22 protein-coding genes and 1 tRNA gene are annotated in these 22,233 nt (G+C 34.1%); 19 read left to right on the top strand and 4 right to left on the bottom strand.

Features of this window, described 5'->3' with window-relative positions; genetic code table 11:
* Positions 1–49: 49 nt before the first annotated feature.
* The 10 genes from Q4Q16_RS01410 to hisB all read left to right on the top strand — a co-directional run bounded on the left by Q4Q16_RS01410 (position 50) and on the right by hisB (position 9,095).
* Positions 50–2,899 carry an FmdE family protein gene (locus Q4Q16_RS01410; RefSeq protein ID WP_303345652.1) on the top strand — a complete coding sequence of 950 codons (2,850 nt, stop codon included), beginning with the start codon at positions 50–52 and terminating at the stop codon, positions 2,897–2,899.
* A gap of 112 nt (positions 2,900–3,011) precedes the next feature.
* Positions 3,012–3,542, top strand: a complete 531-nt coding sequence (locus Q4Q16_RS01405; RefSeq protein ID WP_303345651.1) for a hypothetical protein — start codon at positions 3,012–3,014, stop codon at positions 3,540–3,542.
* A 12-nt stretch (positions 3,543–3,554) separates the two neighbouring features.
* Positions 3,555–4,238, top strand: coding sequence for a DUF2162 family putative transporter (locus Q4Q16_RS01400; RefSeq protein WP_303345650.1), 684 nt, complete (start codon positions 3,555–3,557; stop codon positions 4,236–4,238).
* A gap of 36 nt (positions 4,239–4,274) precedes the next feature.
* Positions 4,275–4,916 (top strand): MotA/TolQ/ExbB proton channel family protein, encoded by a 642-nt coding sequence (locus Q4Q16_RS01395; RefSeq protein ID WP_303345649.1) that lies wholly within the window; start codon positions 4,275–4,277, stop codon positions 4,914–4,916.
* Positions 4,917–4,928: 12 nt separating this feature from the next.
* Complete coding sequence (locus Q4Q16_RS01390; protein ID WP_303345648.1) at positions 4,929–5,267, top strand: DUF2149 domain-containing protein; 339 nt, start codon at positions 4,929–4,931, stop codon at positions 5,265–5,267.
* 41 nt (positions 5,268–5,308) lie between these two features.
* Entirely contained in the window at positions 5,309–5,893 is a 585-nt protein-coding gene (locus Q4Q16_RS01385) for a flavodoxin family protein (RefSeq protein WP_303345647.1), read from the top strand.
* 49 nt (positions 5,894–5,942) lie between these two features.
* The gene (locus Q4Q16_RS01380; RefSeq protein WP_303345646.1) at positions 5,943–7,499 is read left to right on the top strand and encodes a flippase; all 1,557 of its coding nucleotides are present in this window, start codon (positions 5,943–5,945) and stop codon (positions 7,497–7,499) included.
* Positions 7,500–7,565: 66 nt separating this feature from the next.
* Positions 7,566–8,258 (top strand): TOBE domain-containing protein, encoded by a 693-nt coding sequence (locus Q4Q16_RS01375; protein WP_303345644.1) that lies wholly within the window; start codon positions 7,566–7,568, stop codon positions 8,256–8,258.
* Positions 8,259–8,277: 19 nt separating this feature from the next.
* Entirely contained in the window at positions 8,278–8,469 is a 192-nt protein-coding gene (locus Q4Q16_RS01370) for a 4Fe-4S binding protein (RefSeq protein WP_303345642.1), read from the top strand.
* Positions 8,470–8,516: 47 nt separating this feature from the next.
* On the top strand, positions 8,517–9,095 hold the full coding sequence (hisB, locus tag Q4Q16_RS01365; RefSeq protein WP_303345640.1) for an imidazoleglycerol-phosphate dehydratase HisB: 579 nt from the start codon (positions 8,517–8,519) through the stop codon (positions 9,093–9,095).
* Positions 9,096–9,213: 118 nt separating this feature from the next.
* Here hisB and Q4Q16_RS01360 read toward each other — a convergent pair whose 3' ends face one another.
* Both Q4Q16_RS01360 and Q4Q16_RS01355 read right to left on the bottom strand, forming a co-directional pair.
* Complete coding sequence (locus Q4Q16_RS01360; RefSeq protein ID WP_303345638.1) at positions 9,214–10,041, bottom strand: F420-dependent methylenetetrahydromethanopterin dehydrogenase; 828 nt, start codon at positions 10,039–10,041, stop codon at positions 9,214–9,216.
* A gap of 269 nt (positions 10,042–10,310) precedes the next feature.
* A tRNA-Val gene (locus Q4Q16_RS01355) sits at positions 10,311–10,382 on the bottom strand.
* A 120-nt stretch (positions 10,383–10,502) separates the two neighbouring features.
* Here Q4Q16_RS01355 and Q4Q16_RS01350 point away from each other — a divergent pair.
* Together Q4Q16_RS01350 and Q4Q16_RS01345 are read left to right on the top strand one after the other, a co-directional pair.
* Entirely contained in the window at positions 10,503–11,426 is a 924-nt protein-coding gene (locus Q4Q16_RS01350) for a branched-chain amino acid transaminase (RefSeq protein WP_303345636.1), read from the top strand.
* 12 nt (positions 11,427–11,438) lie between these two features.
* On the top strand, positions 11,439–12,272 hold the full coding sequence (locus tag Q4Q16_RS01345) for an undecaprenyl-diphosphate phosphatase (RefSeq protein WP_303345635.1): 834 nt from the start codon (positions 11,439–11,441) through the stop codon (positions 12,270–12,272).
* A gap of 29 nt (positions 12,273–12,301) precedes the next feature.
* On the opposite strand, the gene cobT is transcribed toward Q4Q16_RS01345, so the two are convergent.
* A complete protein-coding gene (gene cobT, locus Q4Q16_RS01340) occupies positions 12,302–13,363 on the bottom strand; it encodes a nicotinate mononucleotide-dependent phosphoribosyltransferase CobT (RefSeq protein WP_303345633.1) in 1,062 nt (353 codons plus the stop codon).
* A complete protein-coding gene (locus Q4Q16_RS01335) occupies positions 13,356–13,859 on the bottom strand; it encodes a hypothetical protein (protein WP_303345632.1) in 504 nt (167 codons plus the stop codon). Before Q4Q16_RS01335 ends, cobT begins: the two co-directional genes overlap by 8 nt.
* A gap of 83 nt (positions 13,860–13,942) precedes the next feature.
* On the opposite strand from Q4Q16_RS01335, the gene Q4Q16_RS01330 reads away from it, so the two are divergent.
* The 7 genes from Q4Q16_RS01330 (at position 13,943) to Q4Q16_RS01300 (ending at position 22,105) form a co-directional block, all read left to right on the top strand.
* Positions 13,943–15,541, top strand: a complete 1,599-nt coding sequence (locus Q4Q16_RS01330) for a bifunctional N(6)-L-threonylcarbamoyladenine synthase/serine/threonine protein kinase (RefSeq protein ID WP_303345630.1) — start codon at positions 13,943–13,945, stop codon at positions 15,539–15,541.
* 43 nt (positions 15,542–15,584) lie between these two features.
* Positions 15,585–16,136, top strand: a complete 552-nt coding sequence (locus tag Q4Q16_RS01325) for an XTP/dITP diphosphatase (protein ID WP_303345629.1) — start codon at positions 15,585–15,587, stop codon at positions 16,134–16,136.
* Between the two features lie 72 nt (positions 16,137–16,208).
* On the top strand, positions 16,209–16,607 hold the full coding sequence (locus tag Q4Q16_RS01320) for a 30S ribosomal protein S15 (protein ID WP_303345627.1): 399 nt from the start codon (positions 16,209–16,211) through the stop codon (positions 16,605–16,607).
* Positions 16,597–17,931, top strand: a complete 1,335-nt coding sequence (locus Q4Q16_RS01315) for a DHH family phosphoesterase (RefSeq protein WP_303345626.1) — start codon at positions 16,597–16,599, stop codon at positions 17,929–17,931. Before Q4Q16_RS01320 ends, Q4Q16_RS01315 begins: the two co-directional genes overlap by 11 nt.
* Before the next feature lies 1 nt (position 17,932).
* A complete protein-coding gene (locus tag Q4Q16_RS01310; protein ID WP_303345625.1) occupies positions 17,933–19,120 on the top strand; it encodes an aconitase X catalytic domain-containing protein in 1,188 nt (395 codons plus the stop codon).
* Positions 19,121–19,218: 98 nt separating this feature from the next.
* Complete coding sequence (locus tag Q4Q16_RS01305; RefSeq protein WP_303345623.1) at positions 19,219–20,604, top strand: Mur ligase family protein; 1,386 nt, start codon at positions 19,219–19,221, stop codon at positions 20,602–20,604.
* Positions 20,597–22,105 (top strand): Mur ligase family protein, encoded by a 1,509-nt coding sequence (locus tag Q4Q16_RS01300; RefSeq protein WP_303345621.1) that lies wholly within the window; start codon positions 20,597–20,599, stop codon positions 22,103–22,105. The genes Q4Q16_RS01305 and Q4Q16_RS01300 overlap by 8 nt, the downstream gene beginning before the upstream one ends.
* The last annotated feature ends 128 nt before the right edge of the window (positions 22,106–22,233 follow it).

The following is a 22,233-nucleotide window of genomic DNA, read 5'->3' as shown; positions in this document are numbered from 1 at the left end:
TGGGGGTAAAATTATTAACAAACGGTTAATTTCACTTTTATTTTTTAGTATGCTTGTTTTGCTAATGATGGGTGGTGTTTGTGCAAATGATATTGATGAATCAACTCTTGGAGATTCAAATTCCACTGATATTCAACAGGATGGTATGCCTCAAGAGGATTTGGCAAATTTAAATGTTGCCGTTAATTATCAATATTCTGAAGATAATGGAAAAATAAATCCGACTATTATGGTTAATAATAAACATATTGTCTCAAAAGAGTATAATAGTTCATCCAACTATTATAATGTTGTAATTAACTCTACAAATGCGGATAAACTTAATATTTCTATTTATGCACCTGGATACTTAACTCAATATAAAATTATCACTCCTGTAGGTAACTCTGTTTTACCTAATGTTACCTTTGATATGAAAGCCTCTGAAAGTTACAAATTAGGACATGAAGTAACTGTTCAGGCGGATAAATATCTTGATTTTGACAATGCGGATGATGTTTTGGCCATCACTACAGCAGGTGTTGCAAAATATAAAGGTAAAACTAGTGAAGATACAATGGAAGCAATTGTTAACTATGGCAAGGTATCTTATAGTAATATATTGATGTTACGTCAAAGTGCTGTTGATCCTATTGACTTTGCTTTTATTGTTAAAAAAGGAAATGAGTTAAAAGCTGTCGTTTTCCAAAACGGGTCTACAAAATATTCATATTTGGGCACTATTTCTGAGAACATGACTAAATCCCAATGGAATAAATATTACAAAGCGGTTGTAGGTGAAAATTCATGGGCTTTTGCAAGTTTGGCAAATGGTTGGTCTGCTGGTGTTTCTAGAGAGATTCTTCAAGAAGCTGCTTTCCATGGTCATATTTGTGAAGGTACTTTAGGCGGATACAGTATTATTCAAGCTTTATTGAAGTACTATCCTCCTGAACAAGAAACAAATCCTGGCGGTGTCGGCTCTCCTGCGGATATAACTGCATATAAAGTACTTGGCGTTCCTGGCGGATCAGATGATGATGCTGCATTATTCTTTTTAGATGATACAATTGGTAAAACTGGTTATACTGGTATGAACACTACTAATACTGGCGCTACTGAAAATATGATCGGTTTTATTAAATGGAATGCTAAATTAAAAACTGGTGATTTAATTATCATGTCCTTTAATTCTACTAAACTTAAAAAACTCTTTACTAAAGAAACTAAAATAAACCCTGATGGTGGAAGTTTAGAAGAATTGAAATATTGTTCCTGGTGGATTAAAAAAATTAACAGTAATCCTGAAAAATTAGTCGATTTCTTATATGAATTTACAGGTTTGACTGAAGAACATTATAATTACTTGATGGGAACTACTGCAAATGTAACCTATGATGGTGAACCTGCAGAATATGGTGTTGATGGTCATGGATTAGACTTAAAATATATTTTATCATTAAATCTCCCGTCAGCTACAAGGGCTACTGTTTCTGATGATGGTCATTCTAAATTAACTGATGCTGAAATTAAACAAATAGGTACCGATGCAGCTAATGAAGCTAAGAAAATATTTAAAGATGAATTGGGTATTGACATTGAAAGAGATGACGTTGATTTCCTTGCTTTAACTGATGCAGGATACGCTTTCTTAAATGGTCAAGATACTGTAATTGCACGTGATGGTATTTTTGAAGTATTTGGAGGAACCTTATACAGTCAAAACTTATTAAGTCTCCACCAAGCTGTATGGAAACCTTTATGGTTTGCGTTTGCAATCCGTTATCCTGATTCTGATTTAGTAAATATGATTTACTTAAGATATAATCCTGATACTAAAGATTTCTTCGTTGGAAATCTTGACGGTAAAAGGGTTGTCGATATTGGATTTGAAACATTAAACAATAGTGCTAAATTAAGGGCTATTGAAAAAACTTTTGTTCCTGATGGAAACTGGTTTAATGTGCAAACTATTATTAATGCATGGAATGAACATCCGTTATTTGACCAAATGGCAACTTTCTTGTACCATGCTCACGTATGTCCTGGTGTACAACCTGGATTTTTCATAACTGATTATATCCAGAATAATTATCCATTAAGTGAAAACGAGTCTTACACTTACATTGCATCTAACATTTATTGTAAAGATGATAGTCTAACTTATTTATTAGATTTGTCTCCTGGTTTAGGTAATTTCTTTGTACAAAAATTACCAAAAAATGAAACCGAAAACGGTTTATCACAAGGTGTTCTTATTGTATGGGATGACAATCTTAAAATAGGTAGGGCAATGATTGTAAATTTCCAAAATGGTAAAATTGACACCAGCAAATATGTAACTAGTGAAGCACAACGTGCTAATATGATTAAAGGATTTATTGACATGTATGGTAATAGACCTAATGATGACATTAAATCCAGACCGACTATTACAACTGTAAGTGAAAAATGGATTACTGAAGAACAATTTAACATGTTAAAACAAGGCGTAGGTGCGGGATTCAATTCTATTTCCTACTTGAAAAGTCTTGCTAATGTTACTAAAGAAGATTTATTAAAAGCTATGAATCAGAACTCTAATAATAGCAATTCAAATTCAAACACAAATTCTAATTCTAGCTCAAATAGTAATTCTAACAGTAATTCAAATGCACAAGTGCCTAATGTCAATCCTTCACAATCCAGTAGTGTTGGAACTTCAGGTTCTGTAATTTCCAGTCCATCTGCAAGTGTTTCTGCTCAAAATAATGAAGCTGATGATTCACAAAATGACCAAGGGGATGCAAAATCATATGAAATTTCCAAATCTCCAGCTGCTAAATCTGTTGATTCAAATAGTTTAATATATGCTTTAATTGGTGTATTGGCTATTGGAATATTATTAGGTGTAGGTTATATAAAACGTGATAAAAAATAGTTTTTAAAGTAATAACTCTCTGAGTTATTATTTTTTTATTTTTTTTAAGTTAAATTTAATTAAATGGGTTTCAGATTGTTTAATTAAATTTAATTTATAATGTGGTGATAAAATGAGGTATAAAAAATTAGCATTGTTTATTACAATTATTTTCATGATATCTTTTGCTGCATCTGCAGTAAGTGCTCATCCGGGGCACGGTTCTGAGTATGTGGAGGAAGTAACTTCTGAATCAGTTAGTTCTTCAGGCAGTTCCGGATCTTCTTCTGGAGGCTCCAGTTCTTCCAGTCATTCAGCTTCCAGCTCTTCAGGTAGTTCAAGTCATTCATCTAGTTCAGGACATTCTTCTGGAGGTTATAGTTCTTCAGGCAGTTCCGAATCTCATTATAGTGGTTCTAGTTCTTCTAAATCTTATGATTCAAATCAGAATAATCAAGTTCAATCTTCATCTTCAGCCTCTGCGGCAGATAATGGCTCTTCTGTTAAAGAAGTGAAAAATGAAAGTGAAAATTTAACTAATGATTCAAGTGATAATACCAAGAGCAATGAATTATTTACTGTAAATAATATTGCATTATTGATTATTGTCCTGTTCTGCGGATTTTTTATAACAGTTTTTGTATCTAAATTACTTAAAAAATAGTTTGGCGATATTATGGGGTTTAGTTTATTGTGGTCAGTTGGCCTTATTGTTTCGATAATAATTTTTGCTTTATTGATGGGGTTGGTTGTTAGTTCTAATATTAAGTCTAATGGAAATTTGGCTAAATTAACTATATGTTCATTTGTATCTACTTTGATTATTGTTTATCTCCTTGACTTATTTAAAGTCCAGTTAAATTCAATTATGGGCATTTATAACTATACTCTATTGTTTTTAATTGCATTTCTGCTAATGCTGGCAGGATATATAATTATCAAAGAAAAAAGTCATGAAAGAACATTTATGCAAGTTATTTTACTGTCTTATTTAAGTTTTATTCTGATGACTGTAATTTGTATTGGATCTAAAGAGTCTATTTTCGGATTAAATTCTCTGCAAGTTAGTTTATTAACATCAGTCTTGTTTAATCTTGTTATTCTTTGTGTGTTCTTTGGTTGTAAAAAATTAAAGTTAATTGATAATTCATATAAAAATTTTGGAAGTATGTATTTTATATTGGGAATTTATTGTTTGGTTGTTTCACTATTCCTTCCAAATATTATCTCTGTTAATATGGGGGATATGAGCACTATTAATATTGTTTCAATAGAATATACTGCTTTTACATTTGTTTTATTAATTGTAATTGCTGTTTTAGGTTTATTATATTATAAAAAAAATACGTTGTTAAAATGATTTCAAATTTATTAAAAATGTTATGTGGTGATTTATATGGTGGCTATTCCTGGAAGTGAGTTATTAACTGCTACTTTAAATGTGATTTCTCAAAGTTTGCAGATTCCAGTTATTATTTTCTTACTTATATTTGCAGTTTTTGCAGTTTTTGCTTTTGGAGGTCTTATTTCAGATTATAAAACTCGTATAAAATTAAATAGAAATTATAAGGAGGAATTGGTATTTTCTCTTGTCAATGCTCATACGATTGATGAACTTAAAGAAACTATTGGCGGTTCTGATATTTATGACTCTCAAAAAGATGTTTTATTAAAAATTGCTAATTCCCATTCATTGTCTAGTGAATCACGCGAATCATGGGCTTTAAATTTAATAGAGGAAGAAGAAGTGGAGATGGCGAAATCCCTTGAAAAAGTGGATATTGTTACCCGTATTGGTCCAACTCTCGGATTGATGGGTACATTGATACCAATGGGTCCTGGTCTTGCAGCTTTAGGTAACGGTGATGTTACAACATTGGCAGGAGCCATTATCGTTGCATTCGATACAACAGTTGTAGGTATCGGGTCTGGAGCTATCGCTTATGTCATTTCAAAAATTAGGCGCAGATGGTATGAAGAATATTCCTTTAATCTTCAATTATTCGTTAATGCAGTTTTAGAAAACTTAAAAGGTTAATGGGGCAGTATTATGATTCGTCGAAGAAAAGGAAAATTTATTAGTCAGGGCGAAGAAGACCCGATGACTGGAACATCAAATCTGGTTGATGCAATGCTGGTTATTTCTGTTGGACTGTTGATATTTCTGGTTATTTCATGGAACATACAAAATATAGTGTTCAATGAGAACATGGACGAAGAACAAAAACAGAAAGTGAAAAATGCAATACAGGAAATTTCACAAATCGATCAGGGAAGCGAATTAAATCAAACTCCTGATTTAAGCAAATCTTCGGGAAAAGGTTTTACTGAAATGGGTAAGGTTTATAAAGATTCGAACACGGGTAAATTAATCATGGTCGAAGGTTAGTTTCCGAAATTATTTTAATCAATTTTTATATATTATCTTTTATGAAAATCTTTGGTATTTGTGCCAGTCCCAGAAATAATACAACAGAATATGTCCTGTCAAAAGCATTGGATAAGCTTGATGGTGATAACTTTAAGACAAAAATGTTCACCTGCATGGGCAAAGATATTAAACCTTGCATGCACTGCGATTATTGCTTAGAAAATAAAAAGTGCATTATTGAGGATGATATGAAAGAAGTCTATGAAGGTTTGTTAAATGCTGACGGAATAATATTGGCCACTCCAGTTCAAAGCGGAGGAATTAGCAGCAACCTGTCTGCAATTATGGATAGGACCAGGGCATTAGAAGCTATTGACTATAATATATTAAGGGGAAAAATCGGAATGAGCATTGCTGTAGGCGGAGACCGCAGTGGTGGTCAGGATTTTGCCCATTTAAAAAATATTACTTATTTTATGATACACGGGATTATCCCGGTTAGTGGAGGGCCTTTCGGTTCTAATTTAGGCGCTTCGTTTTGGTCAAATGATTCTTTGGATGAAATTAAAGAGGATGAATATGGTATGAACTCTTTAAATAGGACTTTAGTGGAGTTTGAAAATTTTTTAAATAAGTATATTTAAATACTAAAATTAAGTTATATTATTAATAGCTAATTTTTAAGGTAATATTATGGCAAATAAGTTGGTAAGAGGCAGTTTAATAATTTTAATCGGTAATGTGATTTTCCGTATTGGAGGTTATATTTACCGTTTTTTAATGGCTATTTTACTTGGTCCTACTGCCTATGGTGTTTTAGGAATCACTTTGCCCTTTCAGGGAATTTTCCAGACTTTGTCTGCAGGAGGACTTCCTCCTGCGATTGCCAAGTATGTTGCTGAATATGAGGCGATTGATGAAGCCGACATGGCCCGTCAAACCATTTATACGGCCTTAAAGATAATGGTATTTTTAGGTTTGTTCTTCGGAGCTTTAATGATTTTTGTTGTAGCTCCTTATCTTGCTTATAATTATTTGGGAAAACCTGCTGCTTTAGTTCCTCTGCAGATTGTAGGACTTATCACTCCCTTCAGTGTTATTGTCGGCGCTTTTAGAGGAGCATTTCAGGGAGTCTATAAGATGGAGTATATTGTATATACTCGTGCTGTGGAACAACTTGGTATGATTTTATTTGCAACAGCATTTGTTTTAATAGGTCTGTCTACAATCGGTGCTTTATGGGGTACTGTTTTAGGATATTCCCTTTCTGTTGTCGCTGCGGTTTATATCTTCAGGCATCATATGGGAGATTTAATACCTAAACCTAGTGAGGATTTTGTTTTTACAAGACGTGATGAATTGAAACTTGCTTCAACATTGGTTAAATTTTCAATTCCGGTAATCATAACAGCTATTGCCGAAATGCTAATTTATAATATCTGTACAATTGTAATGGGTAAATTTTTAACCTTTGATGACATTGGATTTTTTGCAGCGGCAGATCCTATTGCAAGACTTCCTTTAATAATCTCTGTTTCTATTGCCACTACAATTCTGCCGGCTTCTTCAGAGGCATTCAAATTAAAAGATATTACCTTGCTTCAAAAATATGTTTCTGAGGCTTATAAATTCTCATTACTGTTTGTTGTTCCGATGTGTGTCGGTCTTGCACTGTTCTCAGAACCTACCTTAAGAGTTCTTTACTTTAAGAATCCGGCTTATGTTGCAGGTGCAATGGCTTTGGCTATTCTGTCTTTAGGAATGACTTTTTATTCAATATTTGCCATTTCAACCAGTATTATTCAGGGTATTGGAAATCCGAGAATTCCTATGTATATTCTGATTTGCGGAGCAGTTGTTACAGGTATTCTAAATTGGGTAATGGTTCCGACCCTTGGAATTGCAGGGGGTGCGCTAGCTACCAGTCTTGCCTGTTTTTTAATGATGGTTCCATGTGTTTACTTTGTATTCAGATTGACAAAAACCAAAGCCCCTACTGTTTCGGTAATTAAAATATTGATTGCTTCTTTAATTATGGGTGTTTTTGCATACTTTATTCCGAAAAATACTCTGTACTTGTTCCCTGGAATATTTGCATGTATTGTTGTTTACTTCTTCTCTTTGATTTTAGTTAAGTTTTTCCAAAAAGATGATATTGAAAGTTTAAGGAAGTTTTCATCTAAATTCGGTCCTTTGTCTAATATTATTAATAAAATGTTAAATCTTGTTGAAAGGATTGAATTCAGATAATAATTAAATCAAAATTATTTTATAATATAAGGCTATAAATATACAATTATATTTTGGGGGATTTTAATGGCTGATGTAAAAGCTGGTGTGGAATATAAAATTAATGTGGATGGTAATCTTTTTTTATTGGATTATAAAAAGTACCAATTATTGCAGTCTATCTTGGATACTGGTTCTTTAACAAGCGCTGCTAAGGAAATCAATGTTTCTTATAGGACCGCTTTAAACTACATTGAAAAGATGGAATCCACACTTAACGTAAAAATTGTTAATACAACTAAAGGCGGAAAAGGTGGAGGCGGAGGAACCTCACTTACCGATGACGGTTACTCTATCCTGAAGGAATGTAAAAAAATCAATGCGATAATGGAGCTTCACAAAGATGTAAATGAAATTGAGGCAGATATTGTTGGCATTGATGAGAGTAAAGGCATAATGACTATTAAAATGGGTCAATTTGAGATAAACGCTCCATTAAACAGGAACTATGATGTTGGAGATAGGATATTGGCTTTGATAAGCTATGACAATATCTTCCTAATGTTGGAGCCTTACACTTCAAGTATCCGTAATATTTTAAAAGGCAAAATTGTTGAAATGAAGCTTGAAAATGAAATAATCCGTGTTAAAATCGATGTTGGCGAAGTTATTTTATGTTCTGATATTACCGTTTCTGCTGAAAAGGAATTAAATTTTAACATAGGTAAGGAAGTCTATTTAGGATTTAAAGCAATGTCTGTCGCGACATTGAAATTATAATTATTTTGGGAGATCTTAAATGTTACAAATTTTGGTAGATGAAGAAAAATGTATTGCGTGTGGAAATTGTGCTGAAATTTGTCCTAAATCCGCTAAAATTTGGAAGATAGAGGACGTTGCACATATATTGGATTTAAGATATTGTCATGTTTGTACATTATGTGCAATGGAATGCCCTACACAATGTATTAAAATCATACGTAATGGTTAAAAGGTACGAATTATTGAAGCTAAAATGAATTATTCATGGGTTAGATTATGACTAGAAATGCAAATGTTTCAAGAAAAACATCTGAAACTGAAATTGCCGTTAAACTCAATCTTGACGGCACCGGAAAATATAATATTTCAACCGGCGTGAACTTCTTTAATCACATGCTTGAATCTTTTTCAAAACACAGCATGGTGGATTTGGATATCCAAGCCAGCGGAGATATTGAAATTGATGATCACCACACCATTGAAGATGTTGGAATATTGCTTGGTGATGCTTTTAGTGAAGCTATTGGGGATAAAAAAGGAATAAAAAGAATGGCGCATGCCATTGTGCCGATGGATGAATCAGTAGCCACAGTAGCAATAGATATTAGCGGACGCAGTTACTGTAATATGGATTTAAGTTTTAAAAATGAAAAAATCGGTGACATGACTTCCGATATTGTAATCCATTTCTTTGAATCATTTTCAAGTTCCGCTAAAGTGAATATATATGGTACTGTTGAGGGGGCAAATGACCATCACAAAGCCGAAGCCATTTTTAAAGCATTTGCAAAATCAGTTAAGGAAGCGATTAAAGTTGAACACAATCAGATTCCTTCTACAAAAGGAGTATTATAGCTAATAATTTAGCTATCTTTTTTTTATATTTTTAATATTGATTTTAAAAGTAGTCAGTGTTTAGATTATCAGGTAAAAGTTTTTAAAAAAAGAAAAAAAGAAAAGTAGTGAATACTACTTATTCTGGTTTTGAGATTAACTCTGTTTTACAACCGAGGTTTCCTTCTTTCATGTGAGGGGTTCTTAAAACAGTATCATTTGCTTTTTCGATTTCTCTTGCTTCTTGAGCTAATTTAGCAGCGCATGCAGCAATTTCGTGAGCAGCAGCTACTAATGGGATGAAGTTTTCGAAACCTTTGGTCATGAAACAACCTTTCATGTCTAAGTTAGCAACAGATCCAGCCATTTCATATGCAGCAATAGCTTTTGCTTTTGCATATGGGTTTTCAAATCCGCCAGCTTCTGCAGCTTTTTCAGCAGTAATTATGAGTTTAGGTAATTCGATTTCTCCAGCTTCAGCTTGTTCGATAACAGTGTCGAGAGTTTTTTGAACTAATCTTAATGCTCCAGTTTCAGCTAATACTTTTAAGATGTCTGCGTTGAAAATAGCCATTTCAGTTGGGTCTAACCATTCTCTTTTTGCACCAATCATTGGGTCGGACATTACAATGATGTATCCTAAGCCTTGTTCATCCATTTCATCTTTTTTACCTTTACCTGGTGCGTCACCAATGATAATAGCAGGAATGTCTTTTTCAGATAACATTTCTCTTGCTTTAGCAGGACCTGGTGCTCCTGGGTTTGGACTGATGAAAACTGCGAAATCAGGTTCAAATGCGTCTATTTTAGGTACGACGTCTTCTACTTGTTCTGGGTTCATTTTTGCTCCAGATCCAAATGTTCTTACATCAATATTTGGTCTGTCTGCTCTTTCATCTAACAATAGGTCAATTACTGGTGAAGTACCAATATTACCACTTTTAATAATAGCAATTTTAACTACCATAATATAGTCTCCTTTTTTGATATTACTAAATTTAGTTCAAAAACTATTTAAATTTTATTATTTGTTGTTTTTAATCATTATATTGGTTATTTTTTAAAATATCGTTCATTGTTCAATTTAAATGATAAAAATCTATATTATTATCTAAAATATTTTATTTTTTTTAAACAATAATAATGTTGCACAATAAAATTTCAGGTTAAAATGTAACCTTTCTAAAACGAGAAAAAGCAGACTGAAAGTAATGAATTTTATAAAATTAGAAGTAGTGGTTCCGACGAGATTCGAACTCGTGATCCCCTCCTTGTAAGGGAGGTATCATACCACTAGACCACGGAACCAACAAATATTATTATGAATTTACTATTATATATAGTTTACTGTTTTTTAAATTCAAACAAAGAAATTTTAATATATAATAAAAACATATCTATTTACATATAAAATAATGAAGTGATAAAATGGCATGGGATGATACTGCTAGTAAAATTTGGATAGATGGCAACATGGTTGATTGGAAAGATGCAAAAATTCATGTTCTTTCTCATGTGGTCCATTATGGTACAAGTGTTTTTGAAGGAATTCGCGCATATAAAAATGATAACGGCGTTGCAGTATTCAGATTAAAAGAACACGTTCAACGTTTATTTGATTCTGCAAAAGTTTATAAAATCGATATTCCATTTACAAAAGAGGAAATTGAAGAGGCGATTCTGGAAACTGTTCGTGTAAATGATTTGCAAGGATGCTACATCCGCCCTATTGTATTTAGGGGGTACGGACAGTTAGGTGTGGACCCTTCAGGATGCCCAGTTAATGTGGTTATTGCCGCTTGGGAATGGGGATCATACTTAGGTGAAGAAGGAATGGCAAACGGAGTGGATATTGGAATATCCTCATGGAGAAAACCTGCACCTGACACTTTACCGACACTTGCTAAATGTGGGGCAAACTATATGAACTCTCAATTGGCAAAACTTGAAGCTATTGACAACGGATATGATGAGGCAATCATGCTTGACTATCAGGGTCATGTATCTGAGGGCAGCGGAGAGAATATCTTCTTGATTGAAGGTGAAAAATTATATACTCCTGCCATGTCATCATCTAACCTCAAAGGTATTACAAGAGATTCCCTTATGACTATTGCACGTGACTTAGGTTATGAAGTCATTGAAGATGTCATTTCAAGAGAAAGATTGTATTTTGCTGATGAAGTATTTTTCACCGGAACTGCGGCTGAAGTAACTCCAATCCGTTCAATTGACCACAGAATCGTTGGCAGCGGCAAGAGGGGGCCGATTTCTGAAAAATTACAAAAAGCTTTCTTTGATGTTGTAGAAGCTAAAGCTGAAGATAAATACGGTTGGTTATCATATATTTAAGTGGTGAGTACAGTGGATATACTGCAGGCAATCATTATAGGTATTGTTCAGGGGCTGACGGAATTTTTACCGGTCAGCAGTTCAGCACATTTGATTTTTGCTCATAATGTGCTGGGTGTTGAAAGCTCTCTTGCCTTTGATGTTTTACTTCATTTGGGAACATTAATTGCGGTTTTATGGTTTTTCCGTTGGGATATAGCAAAAATGATTAAATCCTGGTGGTTAAGCATTGGTGATTTGTTGCAAGGCAGATTTATGAAAGGTTTTCGCGAAGACCCTTATAAAAGACTTGCATGGTATGTTATTCTGGCCACTATTCCTGTAGGAATTGTCGGAGTGTTATTTGATGATGCTGTAGAAGCATTATTTGCAGGAGCGCTTTATGTTCCCGCATTTTTCCTGTTTGTCACAGGTACTATTCTTTATTTATCTCAGAGGATGAATAGCGGAAAAATTGATATGAATAATCTCTCCAAAAAAGAAGCATTGGTAATGGGATTGGGTCAGGCATGTGCAATATTGCCTGGTCTTTCACGTTCCGGAACTACAATTGCTGCCGGTCTGACTATTGGTCTTGAAAAAGAATTTGCAGCTAAATTCAGTTTTATATTGTCTATTCCTGCAATATTGGGTGCTTTTGTTTTCCAGTTAAAAGATATTGGGTCTGCAATTGATGTTAATTTTTTACCTATATTTATAGGATTTATAGCTTCAGTAATTGCAGGTTATCTGGCTATTAAATGGATGTTGGATTTAATTAAAAACAGAAGCCTTGATATTTTTGCCTATTATTGTTGGGTAATGGGTATAATTGTATTTATGGGTTCTATAACTCATATATTTTAAAATTAAAAAAATATAGAGATTAACAATCTCTATTTACATACTTTTTCTATTTTTTCTCTTAATTTTTCAACAGAATTTCCCAAAGCAAGGGCTGCAAACATCATTCCTCCTGCACCGACTCCTTCTTTAACGAATCCTGTTAAATAATTTTTCAATCCCTCGTGTGATGATTCTTCGAAGTGAGGGTTCACCACATTTACGGTAATGTTGTCATCAATCTGCTCTAGAATGCCGAACAAGTCTGCTGTTTCGTCTGCTGCAACGTATATGGTAGTAGCTAAATTGATTCTTGAAAAATCAAAGTTAGGCTGAATTGATTTTATTGCAGCACAGGTAGCTGCCATTTGAGTTCCTCCTGCTAAAATAACTGGAACGTCAGAACCTAATACCATTCCTGCTATTGCTACAATGGTGGGGTCTCCTACAGCGCCAATGGCCTGAATTGCATCGGCTTTGCCAGGTTCTATTCCTGCATTTTCCAGTCCTTCATCAACAACTTTTGATTTTAAGTCATGAGGGTTATGAGGCATGCTTCCGCTAACTTTTTCATTGGCTTCATAACCTAAGGCTTTCAGGACTCCCAGTGCGGTTGTGGTTCCTGCAGCTATGCTTTCTCCTATAATGATAATTTCATGCCTTCTTGATAATTCCGCACCTAAGTCTTTTCCGTTTTCAAGAATCTCAAGTGGATTTAAAACTCCTTTTCCGGTTCTTATGTCTCTTCCGTATTCATTTCCAAGCTTATAATATTCCACATCAGGTTTAACTTTGGAACCTGCGTCAACAACAATGAAGGGGATGTTTGTAAGTTGGAGTGCTGCTTTTGTAAGCCTTGCAGGGGTTGGTGCTGCTGCACCGTCAACAACAGTTTCTGCAACTGTTTGAGTACAGTGGACTTCTCCCAAAACCATAAATTCAGCATCTGCAGCAGGTGTAAACACGGTTAAATCAGGTGTTGCTCCTGCTCCTGAAATATCCTGGATTTTTGAAGTTTCGGTTGTTCCAATTGTAAGTAAAAATACACTATCTTCGGATTTCTGTAATTTTTCCATTAAATCAGTTGATCCGTATGTTTCTATTCCATCAATCATCTTTTTCACCTAATTTTTTCAACTGTTCTATAATAATTTTATTCTGATTAATAATTTTTTTATTTTGGAGCATGATTTTCTTTAACATTTCTCTTTCCGGCAATTCATCATCATTGAGGAATTGCTTTCCGTCTCTTGCTCTCGGAGGTATTTTAATCTGTTCTTTTGGAGGGAGTGAAGTTTTTTCATCTGGCTTTGGAGGTATAACTCCTTTTGATGCACTGTCTTCATTGGAAATAAAATCCACATATCTGTGTGTTACCTTGTTTTTTCCTCTCTCATCAAGCAACTCCATTAATCTGTCATCTACTTCTTTAACACCATGGAGCTGTTCCTGTTCTACCTCGTGAAGTAATCGTTTTTGAATATTGTAAGCATTATAAATTGGAATTCCACGAGTTTCACATTCATTTTTGAACATATCGCTGATGTTAATATCTCCTGTTAATTTTTTAACTCTTTTTTCTTCCGGAGTATTATTGTTATAAAATCCCATATAATCAACTTATGTTTTTTAGATTTAAAAAATATTTTTATATTTATTAAAAGTAATATAGTAATTAATTAAATTTTTTCAAGTTGATTATTTTGATAAGTTTAGGAATTGAAGGAACTGCAGAAAAAACAGGTGTAGGTATTGTTGATAGTGACGGCAGCATATTGGCTATGGCTGGAAAACAGTTGTTTCCAGAAGAAGGGGGAATTCATCCAAGAATAGCTGCAGAACATCATGCCGAGTGGATTCCTAAATTAATTCCGATGGCTATTGAAGAGGCCGGACTTTCTTATGGGGATATTGATTTAATATCTTTTTCACAGGGACCGGGTTTAGGTCCTGCCTTAAGGATTGTTGCAACTTCAGCCCGTAGTTTATCATTATCACTTAAAAAACCAATCATCGGTGTGAATCATTGCATTGGTCATGTTGAAGTTGGAAAACTTGATACTGGTGCAGTTAATCCCGTTTCTCTTTATGTAAGTGGGGGCAATAGTCAGGTAATTGCTTATGAAAGTGGAAGATATAGAATTTTTGGCGAGACTTTGGACATAGCTATTGGCAACTGTCTTGATCATTTTGGCCGTGAAACTGGTTTGGGTCATCCCGGAGGGCCTGTTATTGAAAAACTGGCTAAACAGGGGTCATATGTTGATTTGCCATATGTCGTAAAGGGAATGGATTTTTCATTTTCAGGATTGTTGTCTGCAGCACTTAGAAAAGCGCAAAAAGGTGTTTCTATGGAGGATATTTGCTTCTCACTTCAGGAAACTGCTTTTTCAATGCTTGTTGAAGTTACAGAACGTGCCCTGTCCCACACTCAAAAAGATGAAGTGATGCTATGCGGAGGGGTTTCTGCTAATTCAAGATTAAGGGAAATGCTTAAAACGATGTCTGAAGAACATGGCGCTAAATTTTACATGCCTAAAATGAAACTATGCGGAGATAATGGCGTAATGATTGCATGGTTGGGAATTTTGATGTGTAAAGAGTTTGGGCCAATGGATTTGTCCCAGACAAATATTATGCAGAAATTCAGAACAGATGAGGTGGATATTCCCTGGATTGACAATACTAAATCCTATTTAAGGTTAAGCGATGATTTGATTGCAAAAGGTGCCGAGTCAAATATTGTTAAATCCAGTTATTTGGGTCATAAAGCTGTTTTAAAAGATAGAATTCCTAAAAATTATAGAATCAAGGAAATTGACGATAAGATTAGAAAAGCAAGAACAAAAGAAGAAGCCAAACTTTTATCTGATGCCAAACGTGCAGGTGTGAAAACTCCTGTGTTATTTGATATTAATTTAAGCGACAAATCAATTTTAATGGAAGAAATTGAAGGGGATATCGTTAAAGACATTATGGATGAGGATTTGGCGTTCAGAATCGGTTCTGAAATTTCAAAGCTTCACTCTGCAGATATTATTCATGGGGACATTACAACATCCAATATAATGCTTCAGGATAATAAGTTAGTTTTCATTGATTTTGGTCTTGGCAGATATTCTCCATTAGATGAGGATAAGGCTGTGGATTTGCTTGTTTTAAAGAAATCACTTCAAAGCATTGACTATAATTTGGCAATGAAATACTTTGACTGCGTATTGAAAGGATATGGAAATGAAAGTATGTCTAATAAAATATCCGATATTGAATCCCGTGGAAGATATACTCACTAATTTTGGATTAACTATATAAAAAAATGAAATCATATTTAAGAATATGATAACATTTATAACTGGTAACGAACATAAAGTTAAAGAAGCAGAGAATATTTTCAAAGATTATGACATTAACTTGGAGCATATTGATTTAGGCTATGAAGAGCCTCAGGGAACTCTTGAGGAAGTGGCTATATCAGGCGCAAAATATGCTTGTCGTAAACTTGACAAACCTGTGATTGTTGAAGATGCTGGTTTATTCATTAAAGCTTTAAATGATTTTCCCGGAACTTATTCGCACTATGTTCAGGATACAATAGGTAATCAGGGAATTTTAAAGTTATTATCAGATGCTGATGACCGTTATGCCGAATTCAGGTCAGTTATTGGGTACTGTGCCCCCAATTCTGAGCCCAAGATCTTTTTAGGCAAGGTGTCAGGTGAAATCGCAGTTGAAGAAAAAGGAAATTTGGGATTCGCTTTTGATCCGATTTTTTACGTTCCTAGTCTGGATAAGACATTTGGAGAACTTACAACTGATGAAAAAAACCAATTTTCACATAGAAAAAATTCTTTAGAAAAATTTATTAAATGGTATTCCAGTAAAGAATAGCTTTGATTTTCTAAAAATTTTAATATTTTATATTTATTGGGCTTATCTAAAAAAATAATAAGAGGTTATATTATGGCAAGACCAGAATGGGTAACTTATAGTGATGAAGAAATTGAAGAGATGATTTTAAAATTTAACAAAGAAGGTAAAAGTACTTCTGAAATAGGTATTGTATTAAGAGACCAATACGGAATTCCTTCTGTAAAAGATGTAACTGGTGAGAGAATCACTCAAATCTTAAAAAGAAACGGTCAAGGTGGAGAATACCCTGAAGATTTATTAAATTTAATTAAAAGAGCAGTTAACATTAGAGACCATTTAGAAGAAAATCCTAAAGATTTACACTCTAAAAGAGGTTTAACTATCATTGAATCCAGAATCAGAAGATTGGCTTCTTACTATGTAAATGATGGTGTATTACCTGAAGGATGGAGATATAATCCAAAAGAAGCAGCACTCCTTGTTAAATAGAGCTAGTGAAGCTAGTGATATGCTTAAGGAGCATATCGAAAAAAACGATGTTATCAGAATTATTTCTCATAACGATGCTGATGGAATATCCTCAGCAGCAGTCATAGCCAATGCTTTAGCTGAAGAGGATGTTCAGTTCCACACTACAATTATTCCGCGTCTTAAGCAGGATATTGTAAATCAGCTAAGGCATGAAAAATATGATCTATTCATATTTTCAGACATGGGAAGTCAGTTTATTAAGGAATTTAATTCATTTAAACATGATGTTATTGTTGCAGACCACCATCAAATTAATGATACCGAAGCAGAAAGTAATGTTGTTCATATAAACCCTCATCTGTTTGGAATTGATGGCAGTAAGGATTTATGCGGAGCAGGCTCAAGTTATTTGGCTGTTCGCGATCTTGATAAAAAACATTTGGCATATTTTGCTTTAATCGGTGCATTTGGTGATATGCAATATCATGGTGAATTCAGTGGTGTAAATAAGCTTATTGTTGATGATGCTCTTGAAAGCGGAACTATGGAAATTCATGAAGGATTAAAAATAGTTTCTAAAGCATCTGAACCGATTTTCAAATCTTTAACCTACACTTTTTCACCGCCTCTTCCTAAAATCAGCGGGGATTTGGAAGGAGCTCGGGAATTTTTAGAACGCATGAACTTATCTTACGGAATCAAGTTCACCGATATGGAAGATGAAGAAAAGGATCTATTAAAAGATGCTCTTGTATCCATCAATCCTAATATATTGGGGGACTGTTATACAATTCCAAAGGAAGTGCCTCTATTGCGTGATCTTGAAGAGTATTCCTATATTCTCGATGCTTGCGGCAAAAATAAAAAACAGGGTTTAGGTTTAAGCATTGCACTTGGTGAACGTAATCAGGCTCTTGATACTGCTGTAAAACTGCAACGCCAATATCGTGACCAGATTGTTAAAGGTTTGGAATGGGTTAAAAAGCAAGGTGCAGAACAACTCAACAGCATTCAATTTTTATACTCTGAAGATAAGGTATTAAAATCTGTAATGGGCACTATTGCAAGTATTGGTTTGTCAGTTGAACTATTGGATGATTCAAAACCGGTCATAGGCCTTTCAAGACTTCATAATGATATTAAAATCTCAGGCAGAACCACTCGTGAAATGGTTGAAAGAGGAGTTGATTTAGGTAAGGCATTGCAGGACTCTTCAAATAACTTCGGGGGCTCTGGCGGGGGTCATGATATCGCTGCAGGTGCTATGATTCCTTATAAGGATAAAGACAATTTCCTGCACTTAGTTGATGAAATGGTTGAATATCAATTAACTAATGATTAATATGTTTTTAACAAAAAAAGAAGAACAGATGTGTGATGGGGAGTTTGGAGAAACTATTAGAAAAAGCATGGATATCTTAGTTGCTTTGGGAGATATTTATGGCGCTTCAAAATTGGTTGACATAACTTCTGCACAGGTATCTGGCGTCTCATATAAAACTATTGGAGATGCCGGTTTAGAATATCTTGAAGATTTGGCTCGTGATGGTTCAGGAAAAGCCACTATTAACGCTTCTTTAAACCCTCCGGGTACTGATTTAGATAATTGGAAAGAGTTAGGTTTTCCGGAAGAATTTGCTGTTAAGCAAAATAAAATCGTAGATGCTTATGCAAATCTTGGAATTTATAAGACATGTACCTGTACTCCTTATTTGGTAGGTAACGTTCCAAGATTTAGAGACCATGTTTCCTGGTCTGAATCATCTGCTGTGGCATTTGTTAATTCTGTCATCGGCGCTAGAACTAATCGTGAAGGTGGTCCTGCAGCATTGGCAGCAGCCATTGTTGGCAAAACTCCATTATATGGTTTCCACTTAGATAAAAATAGAAAAGCTAATTTAATTGTCGATGTTAATTGCAAACTCAGCGGAGCTGATTTCGGGGCGTTAGGTTACATTATTGGTAAGTTTGTTGGTGGAGGCGTTCCGTACTTTAAATTACAGAATACTCCTGACAATAATGATTTAAAAACTTTAGGTGCGGCACTTGCATCTTCAGGTTCAGTTGCACTTTACCATGTGGAAAATGTAACTCCTGAATATAATGTTTCAGGTAAAGATGATGTTGAAGATATAATGCCGATTTCTCAAAAAGAGATTAATGAAACTCGTCAAAAGTTATCAACTACTGATAAGGAACCTGATTTGATTTGTTTGGGTTGTCCTCATGCATCACTTGATGAAATTAAACAGGTGGCTAACATCGTCAAAGGAAAAACCATTAAAAATAAATTATGGATTTGCACATCAGTTAGCGTAAAAGCAACAGCTGACAGAATGGGTTATACCGGGATTATTGAAAATTCTGGTGGAAACATTGTATGCGACACTTGTATGGTTGTTGCTCCTATTGAGGAAATGGGCTTTGAAGTAATCGGTGTAAATTCAGCAAAAGCGGCAAACTATGTTCCATCAATGTGCGGACTTGATGTTGTTTATAATGATGTGGAAAATTTAATTCATTTCGAATAAAATTTCCTAAAATTCTTTTTTTTAAAAATATTTATTAAATGTTTAAATTTAATAAACTTCAAATATTAAACTAATAAAAATTGTGAGGAAGACTTTTTATGAATTATTTAGTTGTTGGCGCGGGAAATGCTAGCAGGCCCGTTGCAAGATTATTGAATTATTTAGGCCATGATGTTGTAGTAACAGATTTAAAAGACATTTCTGAATTTAAAATTGAATTTCAACGAAGTTTAATTGAGATGGAAAAAGAAGGAGTTACTTTAGACATGCCTAATAAAGATCCTTCAACAGATGGCTTTGATGCGGTTTATATGCCTCCTACTTTGCCGGATTCCGCTCCGATAGCTCAAAAGATTCAGAAATCCAACTTAAAGATTCTAACCAATGAGGATTTCTCCAAAATAGTAAATGACCTGATTCCAGTTGACATTATTGGTATTACTGGAACCATGGGAAAAACCACAACAACATTTATTACAACCAGCTTATTTAAACAGGCAGGATATAAAGTATGGTCCTGTTCGTCTCTTGTAAACAATTTAGTTTCAGAAGCCATTATTGATGGTATTGTTAAAGGCAAATCCGAAGAATGTGATATAGCCATTTTTGAACTTCCTCATGGAACTATTGGTCTTTTGGATAGGCTGGATATTAAAATAGGTCTTTTAACTAATATTGCAGAAGACCATTTATCCGAGTTTGGGGGATCTCTTGAAAAATACCAGCAACGTAAATTGGTGCTTGAAGCTATGAGTGAAACTTTCATTTCAAATAACTCTTGCAGAGATATTATTGAAAAAGTCCGTAGCGACGCAATATTCTATGCCCTCGGAGAAGATGTCGATTTTAAAGGTAGCGTTGGGGACAAATCACTGACTATTGAATATGGGGAAAATGAATTTACAACACCATTTTCCATGATGAGCTATTTTTTTGAAAACTCTGTTGCGGCATCTGCTGTTGCATTAACTTATGGCATTGGTAAAGAAGATATAATTGATGCTTTAACTGAATTTAAAGGATTGCCGGCACACATGGAAGATGTTGGGGATTATAACGGCAGGAAAGTTATTCTTGATTCCGCATTTCTATATGATGGAATGAAAATAACTCTGGATTACTTTAAAGATGAAAGTGTCGTATTATTCCTTGATCATTTTGATACATTGTCTGTAAGGGATAAAGAAGAGGTAGGTCAGCTAATCAGCGGTTATGATATTAAAGTTGTTATAGCTAGCGGATTTAACGAAGTTACACAATGTGTTGAACTGGATGCTGCACAAAAGATTTTAGATGCTGTATCAAACCCTAATATTGAAAAAGTGGCTGTTGAGAATATAGAAAAGGCTGCCGAACTGACTTTTAAATATTCCGAACCTGGAGACATCATTTTACATATGGGGCCGCTTATTGCGTATGACAGGCTGACAACTGTTGATAAAATTATTAAAGGACTTGAAAAAGGAAGTAAAAAATATGAATAAAAATAAAACCTTTGGCGTTATTGGTGTTTGCGGTGCAAACGGAAATTTAATAGCCAGAATCCTTAAACAAAGAGGATATGATGTTATTGGAACTGATTTGTCATTTAAAAAGGATTGTCGTTTTGCCAAATCATTAGAAGGTTATGATATTGAAGTATTTTATGGAAAAGCTCCTGAGGCCTTTTTCAAAAAAGCGGATTATATAATTCCTCCTGCAAGTTTGTCAAAAGATGATGATTTATTTAAAAAAGTAGACAAGCCAATTGTTGAATTGTTTGATGTTATTGACATGATTAAATCTGAAAAACCAGTATTCGGAATAACAGGCACTAACGGTAAAACAACATCAACCACATTGCTTAAAAAAATTGCTTACGATAATGGAATTAAACCATGCGAGCATGATTTAGATGGTATGCAGGGAAATGCGGAGTTTATACCTATTTTACAATCCCGACTTGATGGGGATGTTGGAATTCTTGAAGTCGGAACATTTGGTGTTTCTGGCACTGTTGGAAGAATAGTTAAAGATACTTCAATGTCTTCAGGATTAATTACCAATATCACTCCGGACCATTTAAAAGACCTTGGAAGTTTTATGGATTATGCTAATGTTAAAGGAGAGTTTATTTCAGAATTGGGCCTTGGTCAGTTAATTGTAAATGGGCAGGATCCAACAATAATGGGACTTTTAAGAGAACTTGATTTTAAAGGAGAAGTAATTACCTTTGGTGTTGATGAACTTCCGGAATCCATCGGCATGAAAGAATGCGTATGCGGGGAAGAGATTGCAGTTAAAGAAATAATTTCAGGTTGTGGTTATTATTTCTGCAAATGCGGGCTGACAACTCCTCAAGTGGATTATATTGCAACCAATATCGATTTAAAAAATAGAACTTTTGATTTGCACACTCCAAATGAAAAATTAACAGTTAAAATGGGTATTGATGGACTTCACAATGTATACAATTTAACTGGAGTCATTATTGCAGCTCATAAATTCTTGGACTTGCCTTATGATAAAATTTTACCTTCAATTGCTAGTTTTGATGGTGTTAGTGGAAGGATGGAAGAAGTAGGCAAGGTTAATGGTAAAGATATTTATGTTGATTACGCTCATAATCCTGCAGGTGTGGAAACTGTTTTAAAGGAATTTAAAAAGTTATTCGGTGATTTTACTACTGTTATTACAGTATCATCTGAATCTGGTTATGAAGGGGATATTGATATATTCAATAGTGTTTTAAAATTCTCAAAATTCATTGTTCCGGCTTCTGTAGCATCTCAAAAAATAGCCGTTGAGAAACTAAAAGCAAATTCTAAATTAAACGATAGAATCTTTTTAAATCATGTTGATAATTTTAAAAAAACCGGAACTCTTGGAGCTTCACAAGAAGAAGTAAGAGACGGTTTAAAGAAAGCTTTAAATTTAGATTGTGAAATGGTAATTGCTATTGGCGAAGCCGCCACAAAATTTAAAGATGTAGTTTCAGATTTATAATATCTTTATTATTTTTATTTTTTTTACTTTTCAAATGCTCTTACTAAATATTTTATAATATTAAAAAAGATAAAAATATGATAATAACTTAAGGGTTAGGTATGAATTCTTAAAATTATCAATTATAT

Origin of the sequence: Methanobrevibacter sp. (assembly GCF_030539875.1) — an archaeon.
Classification (GTDB): Archaea; Methanobacteriota; Methanobacteria; order Methanobacteriales; family Methanobacteriaceae; genus Methanocatella.
The sequence above is the reverse complement of the archived record's forward strand: the minus strand, read 5'-3'. Positions and strand labels throughout refer to the sequence as shown.